Raw genomic sequence first — 14,307 nt, forward strand, 5'->3', positions numbered from 1 at the left:
CGGTACCCACCTCGTGTCCGGCTCAGGCCGTGGGGACGGGCTGGGGCGTGGAGTCCTCGCGCCAGGCCGCGCCCGTGCGCGGAGCGTGGTAGGCCTCGACGTCGAGGATGCCCTCGCGCTTCGCCACGATCGTCGGCACCAACGCCTGTCCGGCGACGTTGACCGCCGTGCGGCCCATGTCGAGGATCGGGTCGATCGCGAGCAGGAGGCCGACGCCCTCGAGGGGCAGGCCCAGGGTCGACAGGGTGAGCGTCAGCATGACGGTCGCGCCCGTGACTCCCGCCGTCGCGGCCGAGCCGATGACCGAGACGAAGGCGATGAGGACGTAGTCGGTGATCGACAGGTCGAGCCCGAAGAACTGCGCCACGAAGATCGCCGAGATCGCCGGGTAGATCGACGCGCAGCCGTCCATCTTCGTCGTCGCGCCGAGGGGTACGGCGAACGAGGCGTAGGCGCGGGGCACGCCGAGGTTGCGCTCGGTCACGGACGCGGTGACCGGCATGGTGCCGACCGATGACCGCGACACGAACGCCAGGGACAGGGCCGGCCAGGCGCCGGTGAAGAACTGCTTGATCGACAGGCCGTTGAGGCGCAGCAGGGTCGGGTAGACCGCGAAGACGACGAGCGCCAGTCCGGCGTACACCGCGACGGCGAACGTGCCCAGGGAGCCGAGGGCGTCCCAGCCGTAGGTCGCGACGGCGTTGCCCAGCAGCCCGACCGTGGCGATCGGCGCGAGCAGGATGACCCACCACAGCACCTTCTGGACGACGGCGAGGGCCGAGCGGACGACGGTAAGGAACGGCTCGGCCGCCTCGCCAACCTTGAGCGTGGCGATGCCGACCGCGATGGCGACGACCAGGATCTGCAGCACGTTGAACGACAGGCCGACCGAGCCGTCGTCGCCCGCGCTGGCCTCCAGGCCGAGGATGTTGGCCGGCACGAGGCCGGTCAGGAAGTCGAGCCACGACCCGGTGGTCTCGGGGGCGGCAGCGGAGTCTGCGGAGACGCTGGCGTGGTCACCGGGCTGCAGCACGAGTCCCAGCACGATGCCGATGGAGACCGCGATCAGCGCGGTGATGGCGAACCAGGCGAGGGTCTTCCAGGCGAGCCGCGCGGCTCCGGTGACGTCGCGCAGGTTGGCGATCGAGGCCACGATCGCGAGAAAGACCAGGGGCGGGACGATCGTGCGGAGCAGGGTCACGAAGACGTCGCCCACGGTGCTGAGCGTCTCGGTCAGCCAGTTGGGGTCCTCGACCCCGTCCGGGCCGATCGAGCGGGCGACGAGGCCGAGGACGACACCGAGGACGAGTCCGATCAGGACCTGGATGCCGAAGGAGGGAAGGCGGAGCCGGCGCGTGCGCTGCTGCTCCGAGCGTGCAGAAGACATGGAGAGGTGAACCTTTCGTCGCACGGGCGCGACCGAGCGCCGGTGCGGTGAGATGCGGGAGTGGACTGAGGAGCGACTGCGTCAGCGCGGACAGCGCGCGCTCTTGGTCCGCTGCAGGTCCACGACGCGACGACGCGTCAGCGTCTCGCCAGGGGCCGCGGGTGGAAGCACACAGGTTGCAACTGCGTCAGCGGGCGGCTATTCCGATCGGCCGCTGTGACGGCCGCCTCAAGCCGCTCACCGTCAGCGCGACTCGAGGATCTCCTTGAGCCGGGCGAGGTCCTTCGTGGTCGCTCGCCGCATCGCCGCCTCCATTGCGGGCTTGGCGACCTTGGCGAACCCGGAGGGCTCGCCCGTGTTGCGCAGCGTCATTCGGGTGCCGGCGCCAGCGGGCTCCCAGGTGTACGTCGTCTGCATCGGGAACGGGCCCTGCGCTGTCGCCATGACGAGCCGTTCGCCGGGCTCGAGCTCGGTGACGCGATAGGTGTAGGCGATGCGGCGGCCGAGGAAACGGGCGACGAAGTCCATCTCCGAGCCGACCGCCACCGGCGGCGCCGTACGCCACTCGACGGAGGAGATGTTGGCGTACCACTCGGGTGCGTTGGTCGGATCGCCCGCGTAGGCGGACACGACGTCGACCGGGCGGTCGATCACGGTCTCGACCTGGACGTCGACGCGACTGGCCATGGGGTCAGGGTAGGCCGGAGGTTTCGAGGCTCGTCGCTAGCGCTCCTCGCACCTCAACCACCGGCCCCGCTCGTCGCTAGCGCTCCTCGCACCTCAACCACCGGCGATGGGGTCTCGTGACGGCCCTAGCGGGCCTCCTCGACCAACGGGTCTCCTATCGGGCCTCCTCGACCACCGCGTTCGCCTCCTCGACCAACGACGTTTGCGTGGTGCGGCGGGTGAGGAGCTGGAGGGCGTCGGCGGAGGACGCGTCGTTCGGGGTGTAGATCTCGAGGCGGTGGTCGGGGCTGTCGGGCTGGAGCCACACCTGGTAGGCGACCTCCACGGTGCCTACGGTGGGGTGGCGGAGGTGCATGTCGCCGGTGGTGCAGTCGGCGACCTCGCCGGTCGCCCACAGCCGGGCGAACTCGTCGCTGCGCATGCTGAGCTCGCCGATCAGGTTCGCCAGGAGCGCGTCGGTCGGGAACCGGCCGGCGGTGAGCCGCAGGTACGCGACGTGGATGTGCGCGAGCTCCTCCCAGTTGCGGTGCAGGTCGCGCGTCAGCGGGTCCAGGAAGAACATCCGCGGGATCGACGGGCGCGGCCCGGGCGACCGCGGCGCGTCGAAGTCCAGGTGCTCGGCGAACAGCGCGTGGCCGCTGCGGTTCCACGCGAGTACGTCGCCGCGACGGCCGAGGACGAGGGCGGGCGTGGCCTCGCCGAGCGAGTCGAGTAGGGCGAGTACGCGGGGATGGGGATCCTCGGCGGGCGGCTCGGCGAGGCCGGCACGCTTCGGCTGGCGGGCGAGGTTGTGCAGGTGGACCGTCTCGACGTCGTCCAGCTGGAGCACCCGCGCCAGCGCGTCGAGGACCTGCACCGAGGCGGTGCCGGCCTGGTCCTGCTCGAGCCGCGTGTAGTAGCCGGCGCTGACGCCGGCGAGGTGCGCCACCTCCTCGCGGCGCAGTCCCGGGACGCGCCGGCTGGTGCCGTAGGTCCGCAGCCCGATGGCGTCCGGCGTGATCTGGTCGCGACGGCTCTTCAGGAACGCTCCGAGGCTCTCCACGCCTTCGAGCGTAGGCCGGTGCGGCGAGGGTGTGGGTGCACCTGGCGGGTGTACCCACGACAGGTGGCTGGCTCGCCCGCGCCCGAGCGCGGATGTTGGCGCCGTGACTTCACATCCTGCTGCCCCCTCCGAGTCCGGCAACCTGCGCGCCTGGCTCGGGCTCCTCGTCGTGCTCGGACCGGTGCTCCTGGTGTCGATGGACGGCTCCATCCTGTTCCTCGCGATGCCGCGGATCAGCCAAGAGCTCAACCCCACCGCCGACCAGGCGCTGTGGATCCTGGACATCTACGGCTTCGCCGTCGGCTCGCTGCTCGTCGCGTTCGGCAACATCGGCGACCGCTACGGCCGCCTCCGGCTGCTGATGATCGGCGCGACCTTCTTCGGGGTCGGCTCGGCAGCGGCCGCGTTCGCCCCCACGACGGAGCTGCTCATTGCCGCCCGAGCCGTGATGGGCATCGCCGGCGCGACGCTGCTGCCGTCCGCGCTCGCGGTGCTCAGCGAGCTCTACGCCGATTCCCGGCGGCGGGCCCAGGCGATCGGCATCTTCGCCGCGGCGTTCGCAGCGGGCTTCGCGATCGGCCCGATCATCGGCGGCCTGCTCCTCGAGCGCTTCTGGTGGGGATCGGTGTTCCTGGTCAACCTGCCAGTCATCGCCGCCTTCCTCTGCTTCGCCCCCGTGCTGCTCCGTGAGGTGCGCGCCACGCGGCCAGGAAGGGTCGACGCGATCAGCGTGGTGACCTCCGCCGTCGGGCTGCTGCTCGCGATCTACGGCGTGAAGCACGCTGCCGCGGAGCGCCTGTCGTTCTCCGCGCTCGGCTTCCTCGGGCTCGGCTTCGTCGTGCTGGGTGGGTTCGTACGGCGGCAGCTGCGGCTCGAGCACCCGCTGATGGAGTTCTCGCTCTTCCGCGACCGGATCTTCTCGATCGCGATCGTCACTGGCCTGCTGCCGCTCGCGGCCTGGTCGGCAGCGGCGTACCTGGCCGGCATCTACCTGCAGTCCGTGCTCGGCGTCCCCGTCATCGAGGCGGCGCTGCTCGCGCTGCCGGGCGCCGCCGTGCTCACCGCGACCTGCGTCGTCACCCCGATGGTCGTCGACCGCGTCGGCAAGCGCACCGCCCTGCTCGTCTGCCACTTCTCGATCGCGGCCGGGCTGCTCCTGCTGCTGCCCACGACCGTCACGGGTGGCATCGGTTGGTACGTCGCCTCCACCGTCGTCGCGGGAGTGGGCTACGGCATCTGCTTCGCCGTCGTCGCGGACACCGCCGTCGGCGCCGTACCTCCCGAGCGGGCGGGGTCAGCCGGTGCGATCGCCGAGACGAGCAACGAGATCGGCAACGCGCTCGGGATCGCCCTGCTCGGGTCGCTCGCTGCGCTGCTGTTCCGCCTGCAGGGGCCGGATCTGGCACCGACACTGGACGAGACGCTCCAGTTGCCCGGTCTCGGGTCGGCACTGGCGGCGGACGCGAAGGGCGCCTTCCTCAGCGGGCTGCACGTCGTGGCGGTGACCGCGAGCCTGCTGCACGTCGTGCTCGGGCTGGTCGCGCTGCGCTGGTTGCCGCGGGACCCGGTAACCCCGGCTGGTCTCGAGGCGGCCGAGTCGAGCAGCGGCGCCGGCGGTGGGGTCTCGTGACGGCCCTAGCGGGCCTCCTCGACCACCAGGGCGGCGAGGGCGGCCAGTTCGTCGCCGGTCAGGCGGAGGGCGCCGGCGGCCACGTTCTCGGCCAGGTGGGCGGGGTTGCCGGTGCCGGGGATGGCGAGCACGTGCCCACCCTGGTGCAGGGTCCAGGCGAGGCGCACCTGGGCGGGGGTCGCGTCGTGCGCGGCGGCGATCGCGGCGATGACGTCCTCGCCGGTCGTGTCGGCGGGACCCCAGGGGTTGGCGCCCTCGACGCCGGCGCCGACCGCGAAGAACGGCACGAACGCGATGCCGTGCTCGCCGCACATCCGGAGGACGTCGTCGCAATTCCGCTCGGTCAGGCCGAACCGGTTCTGCACGCACACGATCGGCGCGACCGTGAGCGCCTCCGCGAGCTGCGCGGCCGTCACGTTCGAGACGCCGACGTGACGGAGCAGGCCGGCGTCGCGCAGCTCGGCGAGCGCCCCGACGTGCTCGGCGACCGAGCCGTCCTCGGTGCCCTGACCCGCGCCCCAGCGCAGGTTGACCACGTCAAGATGGTCGCGACCCAGGTGGCGGAGGTTCTCCTCGACCTGGGCGCGGAGCTGGTCGGGTCGGGCGTACGGCTCGAACTCGCCCGCCCGCGACCGGCTCGGGCCGACCTTGGTGACGATCACGAGGTCGTCGGGGTAGGGCTGGAGCGCGGTGGCGATCAGCTCGTTGGAGGACTGGAACGGCGTGAAGTAGAACGCCGCGGTGTCGATGTGGTTGACGCCGAGCTCGACGGCGCGGCGGAGTACGGCGACCGCGGCGTCGCGGTCGCCCGGGGCCGTCGCGAACGGGCTGCCGATGAGCCGCATGGCGCCGAAGCCGATCCGGTTGACGGTGCGGTCGCCGAGCTGCCACGTGCCTGCGGCGTCGGCGGTGGGGGTGATCGTCTGTGTCGTCATGCGGCCAGCGTGGTCGGCGATCGCCGTGCGATCACGCGGCTGGCAGCTTGTTGCCAGCCCTCCCCTTTCCTTGCGGGTCGGAGGAGAATCGGACCATGAGCATGCGCGCCGGTGAGAGCGTCGCCGTCGTCCACGGCGAGGCCGAGCTGGTGGCGCGCACCGGCCACCTGATGGCCGCGGCGACCGACGTCGCGTTCGCCGCTAACAAGCTGCACACCTGGCGCGCCGCTCGCCGCGCCGGTGAGGCGGCCGGCGTCGTGAGCCCGCCGGGCGACGTACGCCTCCGCAAGATCTACCTGCCCAATGCGGTGTTCGACCCGGTCGCGGCGCGCGGGCTCGTGCAGTTCTGCGAGGCGCACGGCGCCAGCATCCGGATCACGACCGACGAGATCAACGACACGATGATCCTCGACCGCCGGATCGCGATCCTCGGCGGCCACCCGCGCGCCGACCGGCGTACCTACAGCGTCATCACCCAGCCGGAGGTCGTCGAGGGCGTCGCGTCGCTCTTCGACGCGGTCTGGCGCAAGGCGACCGAGCTGTCGGAGTTCGACGCCCAGATCGCCGAGATCCGCGAGATCGCCCCCCAGGTGCTCGACCTGCTGAGCCGCGGGGTCAAGGACGAGGCGGCGGCGCGGACGCTCGGGCTCGGGGTGCGGACCTACCGCCGTCGGGTGGCCGAGCTGATGGCCGCGCTCGGGGCCGAGTCGCGGTTCCAGGCCGGCGTGCGGGCCAGGGAGCTGGGCCTGGTCTAGTCGCGGAGCGGCGAGCCGAGGACGTCGAAGGCGAACCCGCCAAACTCGCCCGACAGGAGCGGCCGGGCTTCCGCGATCGACGCCTTCACCTCCGGCAGCTCGAGCGACGCGCGGTGGGCCTCGGCGGACGTCCACAGCTCGGCCACGAACACCGTGTCGGGCTGGTCGTCGTTGACGCCGACCTCGTAGAGCAGGCAGCCGGCGTCGGCCAGCTCGGGAGACGAGCGGATGAGGTGGGCGACGAGCTCGTCGCGCTTCCCGGGCACGGCGCCGAGGGTGCCGACGTTGGCGTAGGTCATGGCGGGGAGGCTAGGAGGTGGCGCCGACAGGGCCAGTGTCAGGCGAGGAGCCGGTCGATGCCCGCCTGCGTGACCGGGTGGTACGTCGGCCGGGCAGTCACGTAGATCTCGCGGGCCCGCGCGAGGCCACGGTCGGTGGCGGCGAGCTTGCGGTAGACCTTGCTGACGTAGAGCGCCCGGCCGTGGCGGACGAGGAACTCCGCGAGCGCTTGGTCGACCGCAGGGGTCTCGAAGGCGAAGCCGGACTCGACAGCGAGCTCGAGCCACGCGGTGGCGACCTCGATGTTGCCGCTGGCGGTGAAGCCGAACGCGGCGTCGACCTCGGCCATCCGGTCGACGCCCAGGTCCAGCGGCAGCGCGCGGACGAAGTGCACCCATTGGTGGCTCACCCAGCCGTCGGTGTCGAGGTCGGCGGACGCGGTGCCCGCGAGCAGCCGAGCGACCTCGGCGTCGACCTTGTCGAAGGCGTCGGACTCGGTGAGCGGCTCGTTGTCGGGCACGCCCGGGCCGTGCACCCAGGCCTCGAGCTGGAGGTCCTCGGCGGAGACGCCGGCCGGGTCGAGCAGCTCGGACTTCAGCAACGACAGGAACGTCGGGGTGTCCATCGACTCGAACGCGAACCGGTCGAAGTAGGACCGCAGGAACGCGTCCCACCGCTCCCGCCCGACGGCGGACTCGATGAGCCGCAGGAACAGCGAGCCCTTCTCGTAGGGGATCTTGGACGGTCCCTCGTCGGGGTCACGGCCGACGAGGTCGAGCTCGAGCCAGGTGTCGCGCGGCTGCTCCTGCTCGACCCCGCGCGCCAGCTCCTGCCGCCCGAGGCGCAGCAGCATCGCGGCGTACGCGGCGCCGTACAGCTCCTCGTCGATGCGGACCTCGAAGTAGGTCGTGAAGCCCTCGTTGAGCCAGATGTCGTTCCAGGTCGCGTTGGTGACCAGGTTGCCCGACCACGAGTGCGCGAGCTCGTGCGCGATCAGCGTCACTAGCGAGCGGTCTCCGGCGAGGATGGTCGGCGTCACGAACGTCAGCCGCGGGTTCTCCATGCCGCCGTAGGGGAAGCTCGGCGGGAGCACGAGCATGTCGTAGCGGCCCCACCGGTAGGGCCCGTAGAGCCGTTCGGCCGCCTCGATCATCTTCTCCGTGTCGGCGAACTCCCACGCCGCGCCCTCGACGACCGATGGCTCGGCGTAGACGCCGCTGCGCGCGCCGACCTCGCGGAACTCGAGGTCGCCGACGGCCAGGGCGATGAGGTACGCCGGCACCGGCTGCGGCATCGTGAAGCGGTACTCGCCGTCGACCGAGCGCTCGGTCGGGTTCTCCGCGCTCATCACGGCCATCAGGTCGGCGGGCACCCGGATGGTCGCGTCGTACGTCGCCCGCACCGCCGGGCTGTCCTGGCACGGCATCCAGGTGCGGGTGAGGATCGGCTGGCCCTGGGTGAACAGGAACGGCTTGCCCGACGCGGTCTGCTCCGGCTCCAGCCACTGGAGGGCCTTCGCCTCCGGGCTGGTGGCGTAGGTGACGACCACCCGGTCGCCGGCACCGAGCGTGATCGTCAGCGGGCGGCCGAGGACGGGGTCCTCCTCCCCCACCTCGAAGTCCAGCGCCTCGCCCTCGGCGGTGGTCACCGCCCGCACGTCGAGCTGCCAGGTGTCGAGCACCAGCTGGGTCGCGTCCGGCGTACGGCGCTCCAGGTCGAACGTCGCCGTACCGCTGATGCGGAAGGCATCGAAGTCCACGTCGAGGTCGAGCCCGACATGCCGGACGACGACCTCGTTGGGGCGGGCGAAGGAGTGCGGGTCGGCGGGGTAGGCGCGGGTCACCGGATCAACTTAACGGGCCGCGGCTACCCCTCCCAGGGCGGCGTCTGGCCCCAGCCCCAGCGCGGCACCTCGACGGACTCGTCGATCGGCGGCGGGGCGGCGCCCGAGTAGATGATCGCCATCCGGCTGCCCCACTCGACGTAGTAGGCGAAGACTGCGCGCGACTCGGGATCCGTGGGCAGGCCGGCCTCGTCGGCGGCGTCCTGGAGCAGCCCGACCCAGCGGCGGCGCTGCTCCTCGGTGATCCCGCGGCCGAGGTGGTGGCGGGCCATGCCGGCGTGGCCGCCGTGGTGCGCGGTGTACTCGGCCGGGCCGCCGAACACCTCGGCGAGCCACGTCGCGACGTGCGCGGGGTGGTCGTCGCCCATGTCGGCGAAGACCGGCGCGAGCACCGGGTCCTGCCGCACCTTGGCGTAGAAGACCTCGGTCAGGCGCAGGAGGGCGTCGGTGCCTCCGAGCCACTCGTGGATGCTCGGTGTGGTCACGACGCCTGCGGGCCCTCGGCGCGCACCTCGTGCACCTGCTGCAGAGACTCGCGCAGCTTGCCGAGCCACTCGTCGGTGTTGCTGCCGACGAGCCGCACGCACCAGGCCAGCGCGTCGCTGCGGCTGCGCGCGACGCCCCCGGCGACCAGGGTGTCGAGCACCTCGCGCTCGGGCTGCCGCAGCCGGGTCATCACCGGCGCCGCGAGGTTGGTGAAGACCTCGCGTACGGCGCCGCACTCGACGCCCCACGCGACCTTCCGGTCGAAGCGGTGCTCGGCCTCCCGTGCGACCGCCATCCGGTCCTTGCGGGTGCGCTCGCGGAACTCCTGGATCCGACCGCGGAGCGCGGCATCGCGCTCGGCGTCGGCCGCGTCCTTCGCCAGCTTGGGCTCGGGGATCCGCCCGACGACGGTGATCTCGTCACGGTCGACGACGACGTCGACGAGCTCGTCGTAGACGCCGTCGGGCAGCCGGCCGGCGAACCAGCCGCGCAGCTGCTCACGCTCTTGCTGTGTAATCATGTAATCAGCATCGCTCGCGCGAGCCGATCACACAAGGCGTCAGAACGGTCGCGTGGGCAGCGGCACGATGTAGGGGTCGAGCAGCCTGCTGGTCTGCTCGACGGTGAGCACCTCGTGCGGCTCGAGCGGGATGACCTGGCGCTTGCTCTCGTCGATCTCCCACACGTCCTCGCCGACCAGGCGGCCCTCGTCGTCGTACGGCCAGATCATGTGCTCGACGTTCGCGACCAGGTAGTGCGCGGCGGGGTCGACCGGCGCGCCTGCCTCGGCGAGCACGGCGCCGGGCGTCTGCTGGTAGATGGTGGCGGTCGAGACGATCATGTTGTCGCCGACGGCGAGCTTCTCGTCGTCGGTGTAGAAGACGCACTGCGCCGTGCGCGACCACTCCTCGTAGACCGCCTGCACCGCCTCGGCGCCGGCGAGCACCGTGTTGATGCCGAAGACGTTGAAGTTGTAGACCGGGTGCTCGACGGTCATCTCCGGGGCGAAGATCTCCTTCCAGCGGCCGGCCATCTCGAGGCTCCGGTGCCGGTCGTAGGCCTGCAGCATCCACTTGTGGCGGGGGTTGTCGGTCGTCTCGATCAGGCGGCGGACGGCGACGTTGGTCTGGGTGATGTCGAATCGGCTCATCGGTGTGCTCCTTCGGTGGGTGGGTCAGGACAAGAGGCCGGTCGGCACGGCGACCTCGCGGCGCAGGATCTTCCCGGTGGCGCCCTTGGGCAGGGCGTCGACGACCCAGACGTGGCGCGGGTACTTGTACGGCGCGATCCGCGCCTTGACGAAGGCGATCAGGTCGTCAGGCGTCGCCTCGGCTCCGGCGCGGAGCGCGACCGCGGCGGCGACGTCCTCGCCCAGCTCCGGGTGAGGTACGCCGACGACGGCAGCCTCCGTGACGTCGGGGTGCTCGTAGAGCACCTCCTCGACCTCCCGCGGGTAGACGTTGTAGCCGCCGCGGATGATCAGGTCCTTCTTGCGGTCGAGGATGTAGAAGTAGCCGTCCTCGTCCAGGCGGGCGAGGTCGCCGGTGCGCAACCAGCCGTCGGGCACCGCCTCCCGGGTGGCGTCGGGCCGGCCCCAGTAGCCCTTCATCAGGCCCTCGCCGCGGATCGCGATCTCGCCGACCTCGCCGACCGGCACGGCGCCGTCCTCGACGCCGACCAGGCACATCTCGACGCCGGCGACAGGGGTGCCGATCGAGCCGGGCTTCCGCACCTTGTCCGGGTGGTTGAAGCTCGCGACCGGCGAGGTCTCCGAGAGCCCGTAGCCCTCGAGGATCACGCAGCCGAACGCCGCCTCGAACGACCTCAGCACCTCCACCGGGAGCGCCGCTCCGCCGGACACGCAGGTGCGCAGGCTGGAGACGTCGGCGTCGGCCGCGCCCGGCGCTTCCAACAGCGCGGCGTACATCGTCGGCACGCCGAGGAACACGGTGACGCCGTGCTCCTCGATCGTCCGCAGCGCGGCGGCGGGGTCGAACCGCGGGAGCAGGGTCAGGCAGGCCCCGGCCGCGATGCCGGCGTTGAGCCCGCAGGTCAGCCCGAACACGTGGAACAGGGGCAGGCACCCCATCGCCACGTCGTCCGGGCCGACCTGGGTCAGGGTGGTCGCGGTGGTCGCCGCGTTGCTCGCCAGGTTGGCGTGGGTGAGCTCGGCGCCCTTGGGCTGGCCCGTGGTGCCGCTCGTGTAGAGGATCACCGCGGTGTCGTCGGCCGCGCGCGGCTCCATCGCGGCGTCCGCGACTGGCGCTGTCTCGAGCCCGAGCGGCCCGACCTCGACGAGCCGCACCCCGGCCGCGGCGCACGCGGCCAGGGCGTCGGGCCCGCTCCCTTCCGCCGCGAAGAGCACCCGCGCGCCGGAGTCGCGCAGGTAGTACTCGACCTCCCGCTCCTTGAGCAGCGGGTTCATCGGTACGACGACCGCGCCCGCCAGCAGCGCGCCGTAGAAGTGGACCGGGAACGCGGGCAGGTTCGGCATCATCACCGCCACCCGCTCGCCGGGTCGGACGTCGTTGGCACGCAGCCACCCGGCGACGCCCGCGGCGCGGCGCAGCAGGTCGCCGTACGTCAGCGTCACGTCGCCGAGCCGGATCGCGGGCGCCTCCGGTGCGCGGAGGGCGCTCCGGACCAGGTTGTTCGCGAGGTTGGTCATCGCTGTCTCCTCGCGCGGTCAGCTCGCCGGCACGATGGCCGGGGCGCGCCAGCCGGTGCCGTCGAGGACGCCGGGGATGGCACTGGTACGGGTGGCGTAGAGGCGCCACAGGAGCCGGAACCCGCCCTCGGGCGTCGGCAGCCAGTTCTGCGCCTGCTGCGGGTCGGTGGGCCGGGTCGCCTGGAGGTAGAGGTCGAGCGACCCGTCCTCGTTGTAGTGCAGGTCGGTGCGGTCGTTGATCGCGAACCGGTCGATGGCGTTGGGCACGATGAAGCCCGCGTTGTCGTAGAGCGTCAGCGACCAGAACCCGTCGTCGGTGACCGGCGGCAGCCCGCCGGCGGGGACGTGCACGACGTACCTCTTGGCGCCGGTCAGCGGCGCGCCGGTCCGGTCGAGCAGCGCGAGCGGGTAGATCGACTCGTTCGAGCGCAGCGCGCCGAGGCCGACCTGGGTGACGACGGCGCGCAGGCGGTAGTCGGTGCCGTAGGTCCCCGTCGGCGTCACCAGGTAGCCGTTGAACTGGTTGAACACCTGGCCGTAGATCGCCTGCGCGTCGCCGAGCACCGTCGCCGCGCCTGCCGCGGCCGCGTCCTTCATGCCCGCAACCAGGTCCGGGTCGAGGGAGTCGTCGGCGGACGGGCGCTTGCCGGGGCCGACGCCGATCTCGGCGAGCTGGCGCAGCAGCGGCCGGTCGGCGACCGGCGCGGGGAACTGCTCGAGCAGCCTGCCCAGCCGGTCGTAGAACGTCATGCCGGTCGGCAGCGGCGCCTCGTGGATCGTGGTGTCCGGGTCCTGCGGCACCGGCGGCGTCCAGTCGCGGTCGCCGTACCTCTTGAGCGGGGTGACGGTGGTGCGGTCCTGGATCCGGTTCACGCGCCGCTGGTCGGCGAGGCTGTCGTTGTCGGCGTAGATCCGCTCGATGATCCAGACCCGGTCGTACGGCGACCGCACCTTGCGCACACCGGCGGGCAGCCGGACGTCGTGGTCGTCGGGTCCGACGATCGCGTAGTCCCCGGGCGCCGTGCGCCGGACGGATCCGAGGTTGGCGAAGTTCTCGGTGTAGGGGCTCATCAGCGGGATCACGAAGTAGCGGTCCTCGACCCGCGGCACGTGGACCACCTGCGGCTGGCGGCTCAGGTCGAGCCACGCGATCGAGTAGAGCGTGTCGAGGTTCGGCGCGACGACCGAGCGATCCTCGGGGGTGACGAACCGTCGGATCGGGTTGAAGCGGTTGACCGGCCCGAAGCCGCGGTCGTTGGAGACGTCGATGCTCGTCTGGTGGCGGAACGTCTTCTGCGTGGTGATGAGCGGGAGCCCGTAGCGGTAGGCCTCCAGCCCGAGCTCGTAGCCGCGGTCGTACGCCGCGGTGTCGCGCTGGTCGGTGGCGGCGTCGGTGTCGGCAGCGGTCGCGGTGCCGGCGGCCGCGGCAGGCAGGCCGGCCAGCAGGGCGAGCAGCGCTGCCGCGAGCCAGCGTCGGCGCGGGGTGGTGCGGCGCATCGGGGATCCTTTCGTCGGGCTGTCCCGCAACGGTCGCCAATCGCGGCCCGCGCGGTCTTGACCTCAGGCGACAACTTCTTGACCCTGGACGACATGTCGCTGATCCGGGGCACGTCGCTCCAGGGCTTCGTCGAGCTCACCGAGGAGCTCGGCGTCGATCCCGACCCGCTGCTCCGCGCGGCGCACCTCCCCCGCGCGGCGATCGGCGACCACGACAGCTTCATCGGCTACCGCGGCGTCGTCGCCGTGCTCGAGTCCGCCGCGCGGGCCACCGGCGCCGACGACTTCGGGCGCCGGCTCGCGCAGCGCCAGGGCCTCGACATCCTGGGGCCGCTGGGCGTCGCGGCCCGCACGGCGGCGACCGTGGGCGACGCGCTCGCGGCGATCGAGCAGTACCTCAACGTCTACGGCCCCGCCATCGCGGTGTCGGTCACCGTGTCCGCCGGCCGCACTGCCGGATTCGAGTGGCGGCTCGTCGACCCGCGACCGCCGCCCCACCGCCAGGCCGCCGAGCTCGGGCTCGGCGTCTCGGTGCGGGTCTTCCAGCTGCTCGCGGGCGACGACTTCCGCCCGCTCTCGGTCGAGCTGCGCCACGGCGCGCCCGCGCGCGACGCCGGCCACGCCGACTACTTCGGCTGCCCGGTGCGGTTCGGCGCGGCGTCGTACGGCTTCCGCTTCCGGCGCTCGGTGCTCGCGCGGCCGCTGTCCGCCGACCACGCGGTGCACGCGGTGGTGCGCGACTACCTCGCGTCGATCGCGCTGCCGACGCCTGCGGTCACCATCGATCCGGTGGTCCGGCTGATACGGCGGATGCTGCCCGCCGGCGGGCCGGACCTCGGCCTCGTCGCCGAGCAGCTCGCGCTGCACCCGCGGACCCTCCAGCGCCAGCTCGCCGCCCAGGGCACCACGTTCGCCACGCTCGTCGACGACGTCCGCCGCGAGGAGGCCGAGCGCTACCTCCGGGAGACCACGATGCCGCTCGCCCAGCTGTCCGGCGTGCTCGGGTTCAGCGAGCAGAGCGCGCTCTCGCGCGCGTGCCGACGGTGGTTCGGCGCCTCCCCGAGCGAGGTGCGGCGCCGCGGCTGAGGGGTCTCGTGA

The 14,307-nt window shown here is 72.2% G+C and carries 14 protein-coding genes; 3 read left to right on the forward strand and 11 right to left on the reverse strand.

The window, feature by feature from the left end; translation table 11 throughout:
• Window positions 1-22: 22 nt before the first annotated feature.
• The 3 genes from HNR19_RS15860 to HNR19_RS15870 all read right to left on the reverse strand — a co-directional run bounded on the left by HNR19_RS15860 (window position 23) and on the right by HNR19_RS15870 (window position 3,116).
• Window positions 23-1,387, reverse strand: a complete 1,365-nt coding sequence (locus tag HNR19_RS15860; protein WP_179668817.1) for a dicarboxylate/amino acid:cation symporter — start codon at window positions 1,385-1,387, stop codon at window positions 23-25.
• A 243-nt stretch (window positions 1,388-1,630) separates the two neighbouring features.
• The gene (locus tag HNR19_RS15865; protein WP_179668818.1) at window positions 1,631-2,074 is read right to left on the reverse strand and encodes an SRPBCC family protein; all 444 of its coding nucleotides are present in this window, start codon (window positions 2,072-2,074) and stop codon (window positions 1,631-1,633) included.
• 154 nt (window positions 2,075-2,228) lie between these two features.
• Window positions 2,229-3,116, reverse strand: coding sequence for an MmyB family transcriptional regulator (locus HNR19_RS15870; protein ID WP_179668819.1), 888 nt, complete (start codon window positions 3,114-3,116; stop codon window positions 2,229-2,231).
• 103 nt (window positions 3,117-3,219) lie between these two features.
• Here HNR19_RS15870 and HNR19_RS15875 point away from each other — a divergent pair, with 103 nt between their 5' ends.
• Window positions 3,220-4,746: an MFS transporter gene (locus HNR19_RS15875; RefSeq protein ID WP_343047228.1), complete on the forward strand. Its 1,527-nt coding sequence runs from the start codon at window positions 3,220-3,222 to the stop codon at window positions 4,744-4,746.
• A gap of 5 nt (window positions 4,747-4,751) precedes the next feature.
• Here HNR19_RS15875 and HNR19_RS15880 read toward each other — a convergent pair whose 3' ends face one another.
• Window positions 4,752-5,681 carry an oxidoreductase gene (locus tag HNR19_RS15880; protein WP_179668820.1) on the reverse strand — a complete coding sequence of 310 codons (930 nt, stop codon included), beginning with the start codon at window positions 5,679-5,681 and terminating at the stop codon, window positions 4,752-4,754.
• Between the two features lie 95 nt (window positions 5,682-5,776).
• On the opposite strand from HNR19_RS15880, the gene HNR19_RS15885 reads away from it, so the two are divergent.
• On the forward strand, window positions 5,777-6,436 hold the full coding sequence (locus tag HNR19_RS15885; protein ID WP_218910283.1) for a helix-turn-helix domain-containing protein: 660 nt from the start codon (window positions 5,777-5,779) through the stop codon (window positions 6,434-6,436).
• Here the strand turns inward: HNR19_RS15885 and HNR19_RS15890 are convergent.
• The 7 genes from HNR19_RS15890 to HNR19_RS15920 are packed head-to-tail and all read right to left on the reverse strand — an operon-like array spanning window position 6,433 to window position 13,209.
• On the reverse strand, window positions 6,433-6,735 hold the full coding sequence (locus HNR19_RS15890) for a putative quinol monooxygenase (RefSeq protein WP_179668821.1): 303 nt from the start codon (window positions 6,733-6,735) through the stop codon (window positions 6,433-6,435). The genes HNR19_RS15885 and HNR19_RS15890 overlap by 4 nt on opposite strands.
• A 38-nt stretch (window positions 6,736-6,773) precedes the next feature.
• Window positions 6,774-8,558 (reverse strand): leukotriene A4 hydrolase C-terminal domain-containing protein, encoded by a 1,785-nt coding sequence (locus HNR19_RS22900; protein WP_179668822.1) that lies wholly within the window; start codon window positions 8,556-8,558, stop codon window positions 6,774-6,776.
• A gap of 23 nt (window positions 8,559-8,581) precedes the next feature.
• Window positions 8,582-9,043, reverse strand: coding sequence for a globin domain-containing protein (locus HNR19_RS15900; protein ID WP_179668823.1), 462 nt, complete (start codon window positions 9,041-9,043; stop codon window positions 8,582-8,584).
• Complete coding sequence (locus HNR19_RS15905) at window positions 9,040-9,564, reverse strand: hypothetical protein (protein ID WP_179668824.1); 525 nt, start codon at window positions 9,562-9,564, stop codon at window positions 9,040-9,042. Before HNR19_RS15905 ends, HNR19_RS15900 begins: the two co-directional genes overlap by 4 nt.
• A gap of 39 nt (window positions 9,565-9,603) precedes the next feature.
• Window positions 9,604-10,194, reverse strand: coding sequence for a hypothetical protein (locus tag HNR19_RS15910; RefSeq protein ID WP_179668825.1), 591 nt, complete (start codon window positions 10,192-10,194; stop codon window positions 9,604-9,606).
• Window positions 10,195-10,218: 24 nt separating this feature from the next.
• Window positions 10,219-11,712 carry a long-chain-fatty-acid--CoA ligase gene (locus HNR19_RS15915; protein WP_179668826.1) on the reverse strand — a complete coding sequence of 498 codons (1,494 nt, stop codon included), beginning with the start codon at window positions 11,710-11,712 and terminating at the stop codon, window positions 10,219-10,221.
• Between the two features lie 18 nt (window positions 11,713-11,730).
• On the reverse strand, window positions 11,731-13,209 hold the full coding sequence (locus tag HNR19_RS15920) for a DUF1254 domain-containing protein (RefSeq protein ID WP_179668827.1): 1,479 nt from the start codon (window positions 13,207-13,209) through the stop codon (window positions 11,731-11,733).
• Between the two features lie 93 nt (window positions 13,210-13,302).
• On the opposite strand from HNR19_RS15920, the gene HNR19_RS15925 reads away from it, so the two are divergent.
• The gene (locus HNR19_RS15925) at window positions 13,303-14,295 is read left to right on the forward strand and encodes an AraC family transcriptional regulator (protein ID WP_179668828.1); all 993 of its coding nucleotides are present in this window, start codon (window positions 13,303-13,305) and stop codon (window positions 14,293-14,295) included.
• Window positions 14,296-14,307 lie beyond the last annotated feature (12 nt).

The organism is Nocardioides thalensis, from assembly GCF_013410655.1.
GTDB lineage: Bacteria > Actinomycetota > Actinomycetes > Propionibacteriales > Nocardioidaceae > Nocardioides > Nocardioides thalensis.